The following is a 10,870-nucleotide window of genomic DNA, read 5'->3' on the forward strand; positions in this document are numbered from 1 at the left end:
GGCTGACACTCACCTGATGACCCGGACCGCTGGCAGCGCCCAGGCGCTCGCGGTCATGTGTCAGGTGTGCATGTGTCGGTGCTGTCAGGCACGCTGACCCTGTCCGTGAGGCGCGACGCCCGCCGCTAGCCCGACTCAACCCCAACTCAACTCCGCGCGACTTCTGCATCATTCGGAGGCCCCGCCGGGGCGCAAACCCGACCTGGATCGAGCGCCGCGGAAACCTTGGGACGAGCCATTGCTGCCGCCGTCCGCCTGTGCCTGACAGCGATCCTCCCTTTCGGACAACGCCATTTCCGTCCGCAGCCGCGCAACGATCACGTCGATGCGCCTTGAGGAGAACCCCCATGTCCACTCCCTCCAACCCCGTCAACAGCCCCGAGCACACGCCCGACTCGACCCCCGAACCCCAGGCCGGCGGCACCCCTGATCCCCAGGCCGGCGACGTCACCGCCGAGAACGCCGCCGACATCCTCGCCGCAGACGACACCGACGCTGCGGAGTCCTCCAAAACCTCGCGCCTTACCCGGCGGCGCTTGCTCACCGTCGGCGGACTCGCCGCCGCGGCCGTGGCCGGCGGCGCCGCATGGCTCACGCTGCGGCGCACCAACTCCGGCGTCGTCGGCGCCGCCGAGGAGCTGCCGCTGGTCATCGGCGGCGACATCTGCGCCGCCCCGCTGTACGCCGCCTACCACCAGGGCTACTTCGACGACGCCGGCCTGAACGTCACCCTCGCCCGCACCCAGCGAACCGAGGACACCAAGGACGCCCTCAGCGCCGGGAAGTACATCGGCGCCCCCGGCATCTTCTTCTCCTGGCTGGAGCCCATCTACAACGGCATCAACGCCAAGCTGACCGCGGGCTTCCACTCCGGCTGCCTGGAACTCGTGGTCAACAACGACTCCCCGATCTCCTCCTACGCGGACCTGAGGGGCGCCACCATCGGCGTTCCCTCACTGTCCTCCTCGGCCTTCGCCTACTTCTCGATCGGCCTGGCCAAGGCCGGCATCGACGTGGACCCCGAGCACGGCGACATCACCTGGACCACCATCGACGAGGACTCCCTGGGCACACGCCTGACCAACGGTGACGTCGACGCCATCATGGGCTCCGACCCGGCCCCGCTGCTGCCTGTATTCAACGGCACCGCCCACGTGGTCGAGTCCAACGAGTCCGAGCCCTTCTGCTGCTCGGTGGCCCTGAACGGCGACTTCGTCGCCAACCGGACCGACGACGCCAAGGCACTGACCGAGGCGTGGCTGAAGGGCTCGGACTACCTGGCCGCCTCCGAGGCCAACCGCAAGGAGATCGCCAAGATCGAGGTCGACAACAACTACGTGGCCGCTGACCAGTCCCTGGTGGAGCAGGTGCTGGAGACCTACGGCTGGGAGGCCTCGGCCACCGCCTTCCGCGAGGCCATCGAGCCGGGCATCGAGGACTTCAAGCTCACCGGCTACATCGACTCCAGCATCTCCGCCGCCGAGCTCGCCGACACCGTCTACGCGGACCTGGGGATCAGCCGGTGAGCGCCGCACCCCGGACGAGCGTCGCGGCGGGGCAGCCCGTTCCCGCCGACGACTTGGCCCCGGCCGGCACTGCTGCGACGCCGCCCGACCGCCCCTCTGCGACCGCGGGCCGACGTGCCCGCCTGACCCGTCTCGCCGGAGCGGCGCTTGCCGTCTGGATCCTGTATGCCGCCGTCGTCGTGGCGGTGCCCGACGCCGCCGACGCGCGCACGGCCAGCACGACGCCGCTGCTCGCCGGGGTCGGCGCCTGGATCGTGGCGCTGGGCCTGTGGACGGCGGTGGCCCTGGCGCGCCCGGGCACACCCGCCGCGGGGGCACTGGCCCACCGGCTGCCCTGGATCGTGTTCTTCGGGGCGTGGTTCATCGTCTGGCAGCTGACCACGGTCAAGTCCGGGCTGCTGGACCCGCCCTACTTCGTCGCCCCGGAGGTGCTCATCGAGGCCTTCCGCGGTGACTGGACGCTGCTGGCGAGGTGCCTGGGGTCCTCCGCGCTGCTGTTCCTGACCGGCTATGCCGTCGGGTCTGTACTGGGCTTCATCACGGGCCTGCTCATGGGCTGGTCGCGGCGGGCCGACTACTGGCTGCACCCGCTGCTGCAGACGATTGGGCCGGTGCCCGCGGCCTCGCTGCTGCCGCTGGCGGTGCTCATCCTGCCGACGACGTACGCCTCGGCCGCCTTCATCGTCGCCTTCGGGGCCTGGTTCCCCATGGCGACCATGACCCGCGCCGGCGTGCGGGCGGTGCCCCGCTCCTACATAGACGTGGCCCGCACGCTGGGTGCCAGCGAGTCCTTCCTGGTGCGCCGCATCGCCATCCCGGCGGCCCTGCCGGACATGCTCACCGGACTGTTCACGGGCCTGGGCACGAGCCTGGCGGCGCTGATGACCGCGGAGCTGGTGGGCGTCGACCAGGGACTCGCCTGGTACATCAACTGGGTCAAGGGGTGGGCCGACTACCCGCGCATGTACGTGGGCCTGGCGGTGCTCATCATCTTCTGCCGCGCGTTGATGATTCTGCTGTTCAAACTGCGCTCCTCGCTGCTGGCCTGGCAGCAGGACCTGGTGAGGTGGTAAACGATGACTGCTTCGACGCCCTCAACCGCTTCTACGACTTCTGCGCCGGCGCAGGCGGACGCAGCGGCCACCTCCACCACCGGCGCCGCGTCGCGCGGAGCGCGGGTGCGCCTGGCCGGCATCAGCCACCACTACCCGCTGCGGCACGACGTCGACCACGGCTGGGTGCCGGCCCTCATGCGACTGGTTTCCCCCGCCGCCCGGGCCCGGTATGAGGCCGAGTCCGCCAAACCGGACCAGTTGCCGGTGCTGGACGGCATTGACCTGGACATCGCCCCGGGCGAGTTCGTCTCCCTGGTGGGCCAGTCCGGCTGCGGCAAGTCCACGATCCTGCGGCTGCTGTCGGGGCTGGAGACTCCCAGCCAGGGCAGCGTCGTCGTCGACGGCGAGGCCGTGACCGGCACCGCCCCCGAGCGGGCCCTGGCCTTCCAGGACGCCACGCTCCTGCCCTGGCGCACGGTGCGCGAGAACGTCGCCCTGGGGCCGCAGGCACGCGGACGCCTGGAGCCGCGGCGGGTCGAGGCGGCGCTGCAGGTGGTGGGGCTGCGCGACTTCGCCGACGCCTACCCGACCACCCTGTCCGGCGGCATGGCGCAGCGCGCGGCCCTGGCCCGGGCCCTGGTCAACCGGCCGCGCCTATTCCTGCTGGATGAGCCTTTCGGCAAGCTCGACGCGCTCACCCGCCTGACCCTGCAGGACGAGATCGCCTCCCTGTGGGCCTCGCAGGGCTTCACCGCGGTGCTGGTCACCCACGACGTGGAGGAGGCACTGCGCCTGTCCAACCGCGTCATCGTGCTCTCCGAGCGGCCCGCGCACGTGGTGGAGGACATTCGCGTGCCCGAGGGGCTGGGGCGTGACGAGGCCGCCCCCGAGTTCCAGCGGTTGCGGCGCCACATTCTGACGCTCCTGGGCCGCTGACCGGGGTAGCACAGACGACGCCCGCCCCGGCAGGAGAGTTGGGGCGGGCGCCGTCGTCGGGAAGCGAAGGGGCTCAGCGGGTGGCGGCCTCCAGGGCGACCTCCGCGTCGGGCTCGTGGGTGATACGGTTGCGCAGGTCGCGGCGCACGATTTCAATGGACCACATCCACACGATGTGGCCGAAGAACTCCGAGAAGTGCTCCGACCAGGTCTGGGCGCCGTCGATCCAGGGGAAGGGGTTGGGCGCCCAGCCCAGCAGCGGCATGACGATAACGTGCGCGCCCACGTACACGAAGACGCCGAAGACGGCGCCCTGCCACAGCTTGATCCGCGGGAAGTATTCGGCGGCGATGCAGTAGATCAGGCCGAAGACGATCGCGAAGCTGAAGTGCACGATGAAGGACATGATCGGCAGCTCGTTGTTGGAGAACGTCACCGTCAGGTGCGAGGTCTCCGGGGACATGCCGAACCACTCCAGCATGGCCTGCGGCGGGTTCGTGTCCGAGCGGATGCCGGGTGTGCGCGGCGGGAAGGGCACCTCCCAGCCGAACTTGACCAGGGCGGAGAAGGCGCCGCCGATGAGGCCGACGAGGGTGGACACGCCGACGCGGCGGCGGGACGGCTCGGTCGAGCCGAGCAGGCGGGTGATCCAGGCGGGCATGTGGGAACCTCCGGGTATTGCGGCGGGGTCGCCGCGGCGATGATGAGCAGGCGCTCGCGGCGCGCGCTCATCGGGGTCGACCAACGATTTCACGGCGTAGCGTCGGTGTCCAAGCGACCCGGCGGCGAAGGCGGGCGTCGAACTCGTCAACACAACTCCAGCAAGCGCATAGGGTAAGGCTGTGATCTACTACCAAAGGGACGATGAACACGGCGGAACGGCGCTGGGTGTTGTCAGTGCCATCCTGGCGGTCGTTCTGGTGTGTGGTCTGCGGCTGGCAGTGATGTTCTCCGCGCTCTTTGTCATTGTGGACCAGGCGGCTACGGGGGCCTTCGTACTGTTGTGCTACTTCGCGGCGCTTGGAGCCGCCTGGTACGGCGCCCACCGTTTTTTGTTGTCGCCCCGGACCGTGCAGGTGACTGAACGCGGCATGCACGTCGCCAGGGACTACCTGCCCTGGCCGCGGCGGCGCGAGGAACTGCTAGTTGTCGAGGAGCGGCGTCTGGCCAGACGCCCTCACCATCGTGCCGTTTACTACACCTCGTCTGGGCGTGTGCGCATGCGCGGACTGGAGAACATGAAGCAGTACGACAACCCCGCCGTCGCACGTCAGGCGGTGGAGGACCGACTGGACCAGGTATGGGCGGCCTGTGAGTGGGCGCGTGCGGACGCGGCCAAGAGACGCCGCCAGGTGGCTGCGGAGCAAGGCGCAGACGCTCAGAAGTAGTAGGGGAACGGCGACCAGTCCGGCTCGCGGCGCTCAAGGAAGGCATCGCGGCCCTCGGCGGCCTCGTCGGTCATATAGGCCAGGCGGGTGGCCTCCCCGGCAAATACCTGCTGGCCGGCCAGGCCGTCATCGGCCAGGTTGAAGGCGTACTTGAGCATGCGGATGGCCTGCGGCGACTTGCCGGCCACGATGCGCGCGTACTCCAGGGCCCGCTCCTCCAGCTCGGCGTGGGGGACGGCCTCGTTGACCACGCCCCAGCGCTCGGCCGTGGCGGCGTCGTAGGTGCGGGCCAGGAAGAAGATCTCGCGGGCCCGCTTGTCCCCGACCTGCCGGGCGAGCAGGGCGGAGCCGTAGCCGGCGTCGAAGGAGCCCACATCGGCGTCGGTCTGCTTGAAGCGGGCGTGCTCGGCGGAGGCGAGCGAGAGGTCGCAGACCACGTTCAGGGAGTGTCCGCCGCCGGCCGCCCAGCCGGATACGGCCGCGATGACGACCTTCGGCATGGTGCGGATGAGTCGCTGCACCTCCAGGATGTGCAATCGCCCGGCCCGGGCGGCGTCCAGGCGCTCGCGCTGGGCGGCGACGGCGGCGTCGTGGTCGTCGGTGGGCGCGGCCGCGGCGGCCTCGTCTACGGCGTCGGGGCGTGACGTCCCGGCGTCCGCCCAGGCAGTGGAGGTGGCCCCGGCGTCGTCGCTCTTTTCATACAGGTAGCCGTCCCGTCCGCGCACCCGCTGGTCGCCGCCGGAGCAGAAGCCCCAGCCGCCGTCCTTGGGGGAGGGACCGTTGCCGGTGAGGATGACGGCGCCGACGTCGCCGCTCATGCGTGCGTGGTCGAGCACCCGGTACAGCTCGTCGACGGTGTGGGGGCGGAAGGCGTTGCGCAGCTCGGGACGATCCAGGGCCACCCGCACCACCGGCAGGTCGCGCACCCACGCGCCGTTGGCGTCGCGCTCGCAGCCGCGGTGGTAGGTGACGTCGGTGAGTGCGCCCGGGCCGTCGCCGCGGTTGGCGAAGCCGGCGACGTCGCGCCAGCGGAGAGGATCGAAGATCTCCGAGACCCGCTGCGGCAGCGGGTGGGGCGACGGCTCGGCAGTTGACGACTGGCTCATGCGCACAGGGTAAGGGGAGGAGACGGCGTCTTGGTCAGCCGGTGATGTAGGCGGCCATGAGTTCGGTGCGTGAGTTGTAGCCGAGCTCGTGGAGCACATCGGACACGTAGAGGCGGACCGTGTTCTGTGAGAGGTTCAGGCGAGTCGCAATCCGTTTGTTGGTCAACCCCTTCAGCAGGCAGGCGTGGACCTCTTGGAGGTGCGGCGGCAGCTTCTCGACGGCGGCCTGCGCCTGCCGCACGGCATCGCTCCGGTCCTGCTGCACCCGGTAGGCCTCTACGAGCAGCTCGGTGGGGCGGGTGGACATGACGGGCTCGCCCCGGGCGGCACGAACCAGGGCATAGGCGACCGCCTCCGGTGGCTCGTCCTTGGTGATGAACCCGCTGACTCCCTCGGCTAGGGCATCTCTGAGGGAGTCCTCCCGCCGAAATACGGTGAACATGACGACGGCGATGCCGGGATGGTTCTGAATGATGGCGCGCGCGGTGTGGGGGCCGCTCAGCCCGGGCATGTCGATGTCGACGAGGGCCACGTCGATCTCCAGATTGCCGCGGCTGAGCAGGTCCAGCGCGGTCATTCCATCCGCGGCGGTGGCGACGACGGCGACGGGCGGCTGCGCATCGATCTGCTCGGCGAATACGGTGCGGATGAGCGGATCGTCGTCCACGATCAGGATCCGCAGCGGTGGGGTTACCTCAGACATGGGACGCTCCAGTGCGTTCCGTTAGTTCCGGTAGTTCGGTGGAGTGGGTAGTTCCTGGGCGATCAGGTGCCGGGGCGATCGGGATGGTTGCCAGGACAGTCCAGGAGTCACCTACCCTACTGGCGACGAGCCCGCCGCCGGCCTTCTCGAAGCGGCTCGCCAGGGTGGACAGGCCGTGTCCGCCGTGTAGCTCGGTGGGGACCTCGCGGTCACGCCAGGGCGCGGTGAAGGTGATCGCCAGGTGTTCTTCGGTCGGCTCGACGACCAGCGAGAGCAGATCGCCGTCGTCACTGTACTTCAGGGCATTGACGGTGCACTCCCGAATGAGTGCTGCGAGCAATCGAACCGCCTGCGGACCGTACCGCGGGAGAAGACGTTCAACGTCGTCGAGGTCCGTGTCCAGGGATAGGGAGCGTTGGGCTAGCGCCTTCCTGCTGGTGTCGATGAGTTCGGGGATGGCGGGTTCTTCGGCCTGGGAATGCGGGGATGTCGCGAGGTTGTCGATGAGCCCGCGCAGGTGACCGAGGGACTTCCGCGCGTTCGCCTCGACGGCGGCTGCTTCGGACTCGTGCTCCGGGACCGCCTCCCGCAGCTGGCGGGTCAGGATCAGGAGATGAGTCAGGTCCGCGGCGAGGTCGTCGTGCAGTGTGTCGGCGATGTCACGGCGCAGTTGGCGGTTGAGCGCATCGGCCGCCTCGCGAGACGCCTTGGCCTCCCGCTCCAGCGTATGCATGCGGCCTCCTACCCATTGAAGTAACAGCCCCACACCGGCGCAGATGACGGCCCAGAGAGCCATTGGGATAAGAACGTCTGCGGGTGTATCTGCCCAGGGGAGTTGGGCGATGTGGACGGTGAGGAAGACCGCGACGGCGACAAGTACTCGTCGCCGCGCAATGAGGTCAATTATCACCACGTAGGCGAGAAGTGGTGTCCAAACGAGGTATGCGTCAGGGAGTAAAAGCGCTGTGGCGAGAGTGGCCGTGAATACTAGTACGCCAATACGCTCGTTCCCTATGTAGACGATGAAAGTGGCAACCTGGAGTACCTCCCACCACGCGGAGATAGGGTCACGTGATGTGATAAGCGTATGCAAGTCTAACGCCAGTATGATGGCTGAGACCAAAGCTAGGGATAGGGGTCTGACCTGTGTCGGTGCCAGTGGGTGAAATGCTCGAGTCATTGTCGTTGACACAACCAGGATGACGGTAAAAGCGTGCACCAGGGAGGTGGAGTCCGGTTTTCTGGGCCAGTGCTCACTGGTGCAACCACGAGGGCTGCTATCAATGCAAGGCAGGTGAATATAACTCTGTTTCTACTTGGCTCAGTCGTCTTCTTCGATCCGGTTGCCATCTTCGTCAATGTAGTAGCCTTCATCGTCGACTTCCTGGAAACTCAAACGTCCGTCCTGAATCTCCTCGGCGAAGTGTTCGCGTGTCATCAGCCGCACTTGACGGGTGCGCCTCATCATTTCCTCGTGGTTGAGGGTAGTGTCCCAGGGCTTCTCAAGCGTGATGATGATGACCATGTAGAAGATCCAGGTCACCAGGGTGAGGGTGAGTATTGAGGTGGACGCCAACAGCTTAGCAGCCGCGAAGCCTGCTAGGGCTGGGCAGATGAGCGATATGACAGCCAGGATCGCCCCTTCGGGGTCCTGAGAGCGCTTGGCACGCATGATCAGCCGCGAAGCCGTCGCATCGAGAACCTCCCGTATGACTGCGGCCACGATCGCGAACGCGACCACGCGGTCGATGGTCATGCCCGTCCGAGTTAGTGCCGACAAGATCCCTGTGACGATGCCAAGACCGAGTCCATCAAGCAGAGCCATGAAGGCCCTCCCGGAAGCCAGTGCCCACAGCGGGATCGCCGGGCGCCAGCGGGAGCCGGATTCCTGTGTTGTGGTCGCCATGGGTTCTCCTGATTGGATTTCGTCCGTCGATCTGCGATCGGCCGATACCTATCAGAGTGAGTGTAGGGAAAGTATGAGCCGAATCATAGACTGATCTTTGTCAGGGTTGTCGTGCGAGGCCACTGCACGAGCCGGATGTTCCGCATGGTGTCACTGCGGCCGACCGGGGTGCTATCGGTCGTCTCCCTCTGGTGCGGGGATCTTCCCGTACAGCCAGTAGAGCAGTAGGAAGGAGACCAGCGCCGTCGTGCCGAATACCAGGATCGCGGGCAGGGGCTCCACCAGCAGGACGCCGATCAGCGCCATGGCAGATACCTGCACGACGAGTTCCAGCGCCTCGCCGAGGAACTGGCCCACGTGTGACTTGGAAACGAAGTCGCCCCAGAGGATCGCCACTGCCAGCCAGGTCAGCATCAGAAGCGGCGGCAGCCAAACCAGCGTGAGACCACCGTACTTGAGACTGCCGACGGGTAGAAGAGCGACTGCTGCCAGGGCGAGGTACATCGGCGCCGTGACCATGACAACCATCACCGCGAGCACGGCGTACCCGCGTAATTCCTGCAGCGACCTTTTCATGCGGGACTCCTTCGGAACTAGGCGAGAAGCATCGGTTCAGAAGGTCGGTCTAGTTACTGCCTTCTCGAAGTCGCAGCCACTGAATGAATGTGCCCAAGACCGCGGTTATCCACGGCGTTGGTGTCAGTGTGACCGCGCGTAGGCTGGCGCCATCGAGAATGGCGAGCGCGATGACTGAGAGCATTAATACGAGGCAAAAGCTCCCAACCAGTATCGTTATCGTTCTCCCTGAAGCGCGGTAGGTGGTTTTCATTTCCGGCTCCTCGTTGATCCTTCGGGCGTGCGCGTGGGTCTGCCTCGATGCTCCGGTCGGGGCGGCACCTGTACCGACGCCTCCTCCACCCCATTTTATGCCGCGCGGGTGTGCCCGAACAGTTGACCTTCGTCAGGTTGTTCAGCTGCCTGTTCCAGTGTCCGTCGGCGCACGCTCGAGCGGAGCGCCGTGCACGGCTCGCCGCGCTGGCCGGGCCGTACCGGCTTCGGAGGGCGAGTTGAATATCGTCCGGGGGCGCGTGCCATACTTGCAAGGTCTTATGGGGTTCTTCGTGTTTGTGGGTGTGGATGGAGCCGGGATCGGTTCGCCTGCGTGCTTGGCGCTGACGTCGTCTACTACGCCGGTTCGGGGTTTACTACGCCGGTTAGGTGTCTGCTGAAGGGTTCTGGGCCCTTCAGCGGAGGTCTAACTGGCGTAGCAGACGCCGAAAAGGCGCAGCAAAGGCCGAAGGGGCGTACCCAATGATCGGGCCCTGGCCTTGATTCCACTGGCTCTACGCCCGCGACGCCGCCCCACCCCGGATGCTCGCACCACCAACCTCCACACCCCCTACGAAGAAGCGGTTCGCCGTCGGGCATACAGGCTCCTCGCGCTCGGAGACGTGGCGGGCCAGGAGCGGCGGCTGACCAGGTGGTGGTGGTGGACGCGCGCCCCAGTGGCGCACCACGCGCCGCGGTCGACGGTTCGCCACCTCTTGCAACGGTTCGTGGGGCAGACGCACGGCGCCGGAAGTGGCGAGTCGTTGGAGCTACCTGACGAACCCCCACCCAAACACACGAACCGCTCACCCCGACGCCGACCCGAGGACATCCCCGCCAGCCCGACAATGTCCTATGACCGGCCAAAACGACCTCGCCAGCCCGAAAATGAGGGTTATAGGCGCGAACGTGTTGCTTTAGACCGGCGTGTCGGGGTGTTCTAGCTGGTTCGTCCGGCCCAGCCTTTGCGTTTCCAGAGGCCTTCTTCGGGGTTGTCGGCGCGAACGTGTGTGTGGTTCGGGCGCCCCCCGGGCTCACTAGGTCCTGTTGTGTAAGTGCTTGGGTGGCGATGCGCGGTTGGGTGGCGGTGTGTGGTTTTTGCGCCTGTTAGTTGGACCGCTGTTCCCCGGTTGGACCGCTGTTCCCCGGTTGGACCGCTGTTCCCCGGTTGGACCGCCGTAGCCGCCGGTTACAGCGGTCCAACGGGGCGTGGGCGGTCCAACGGGGCGTGGGCGGTCCAACCGGGGTGGTGCACTTCCACCGTTGGGTGCCTGCGGCGGTGCGGCCGGGCTTCTTCATAGGGGTCTGACAGATCGGGCAGAGCCTTGCTCGTGGGGACCGTGTTCTCACGGCCCGCACATCTACCCCCGAAAGTCAACCACCGCCCCGGGTTAACCTCCCAGGCCATAATCACCCCGACTT

The 10,870-nt window shown here is 67.1% G+C and carries 11 protein-coding genes; 4 read left to right on the plus strand and 7 right to left on the minus strand.

What is annotated here, in order from left to right; genetic code table 11:
* Positions 1-347: 347 nt before the first annotated feature.
* From ACGLYG10_RS05460 to ACGLYG10_RS05470, 3 genes are read left to right on the plus strand one after another with little or no spacing between them, the layout of a single operon-like run.
* Positions 348-1,526 carry an ABC transporter substrate-binding protein gene (locus tag ACGLYG10_RS05460; protein WP_073328747.1) on the plus strand — a complete coding sequence of 393 codons (1,179 nt, stop codon included), beginning with the start codon at positions 348-350 and terminating at the stop codon, positions 1,524-1,526.
* Positions 1,523-2,599, plus strand: a complete 1,077-nt coding sequence (locus tag ACGLYG10_RS05465) for an ABC transporter permease (protein ID WP_073328750.1) — start codon at positions 1,523-1,525, stop codon at positions 2,597-2,599. The genes ACGLYG10_RS05460 and ACGLYG10_RS05465 overlap by 4 nt, the downstream gene beginning before the upstream one ends.
* 3 nt (positions 2,600-2,602) lie before the next feature.
* Complete coding sequence (locus ACGLYG10_RS05470) at positions 2,603-3,517, plus strand: ABC transporter ATP-binding protein (RefSeq protein ID WP_073328754.1); 915 nt, start codon at positions 2,603-2,605, stop codon at positions 3,515-3,517.
* Positions 3,518-3,590: 73 nt separating this feature from the next.
* Here the strand turns inward: ACGLYG10_RS05470 and ACGLYG10_RS05475 are convergent, their stop codons facing one another.
* Entirely contained in the window at positions 3,591-4,178 is a 588-nt protein-coding gene (locus ACGLYG10_RS05475) for a YagU family protein (RefSeq protein ID WP_073328757.1), read from the minus strand.
* A 181-nt stretch (positions 4,179-4,359) separates the two neighbouring features.
* On the opposite strand from ACGLYG10_RS05475, the gene ACGLYG10_RS05480 reads away from it, so the two are divergent.
* Positions 4,360-4,905 (plus strand): hypothetical protein, encoded by a 546-nt coding sequence (locus tag ACGLYG10_RS05480; protein WP_073328759.1) that lies wholly within the window; start codon positions 4,360-4,362, stop codon positions 4,903-4,905.
* Here the strand turns inward: ACGLYG10_RS05480 and ACGLYG10_RS05485 are convergent.
* The 6 genes from ACGLYG10_RS05485 to ACGLYG10_RS16960 all read right to left on the minus strand — a co-directional run bounded on the left by ACGLYG10_RS05485 (position 4,896) and on the right by ACGLYG10_RS16960 (position 10,807).
* Complete coding sequence (locus ACGLYG10_RS05485; RefSeq protein ID WP_073328762.1) at positions 4,896-6,011, minus strand: 1,4-dihydroxy-2-naphthoyl-CoA synthase; 1,116 nt, start codon at positions 6,009-6,011, stop codon at positions 4,896-4,898. The two genes, ACGLYG10_RS05480 and ACGLYG10_RS05485, sit on opposite strands and share 10 nt — an antisense overlap.
* Positions 6,012-6,045: 34 nt before the next feature.
* Positions 6,046-6,714 (minus strand): response regulator, encoded by a 669-nt coding sequence (locus ACGLYG10_RS05490; RefSeq protein WP_073328766.1) that lies wholly within the window; start codon positions 6,712-6,714, stop codon positions 6,046-6,048.
* Complete coding sequence (locus ACGLYG10_RS15580; protein ID WP_083565579.1) at positions 6,707-7,447, minus strand: sensor histidine kinase; 741 nt, start codon at positions 7,445-7,447, stop codon at positions 6,707-6,709. Before ACGLYG10_RS15580 ends, ACGLYG10_RS05490 begins: the two co-directional genes overlap by 8 nt.
* Positions 7,448-8,035: 588 nt before the next feature.
* Complete coding sequence (locus tag ACGLYG10_RS05500) at positions 8,036-8,620, minus strand: hypothetical protein (protein ID WP_073328769.1); 585 nt, start codon at positions 8,618-8,620, stop codon at positions 8,036-8,038.
* A gap of 171 nt (positions 8,621-8,791) precedes the next feature.
* Positions 8,792-9,196 (minus strand): hypothetical protein, encoded by a 405-nt coding sequence (locus ACGLYG10_RS05505; protein WP_073328771.1) that lies wholly within the window; start codon positions 9,194-9,196, stop codon positions 8,792-8,794.
* Between the two features lie 1,359 nt (positions 9,197-10,555).
* Positions 10,556-10,807: a transposase-like zinc-binding domain-containing protein gene (locus tag ACGLYG10_RS16960; RefSeq protein WP_432416223.1), complete on the minus strand. Its 252-nt coding sequence runs from the start codon at positions 10,805-10,807 to the stop codon at positions 10,556-10,558.
* Positions 10,808-10,870: the final 63 nt, after the last annotated feature.

It is taken from the genome of Actinomyces glycerinitolerans (assembly GCF_900098745.1).
In the GTDB taxonomy this organism is placed as follows: domain Bacteria; phylum Actinomycetota; class Actinomycetes; order Actinomycetales; family Actinomycetaceae; genus Actinomyces; species Actinomyces glycerinitolerans.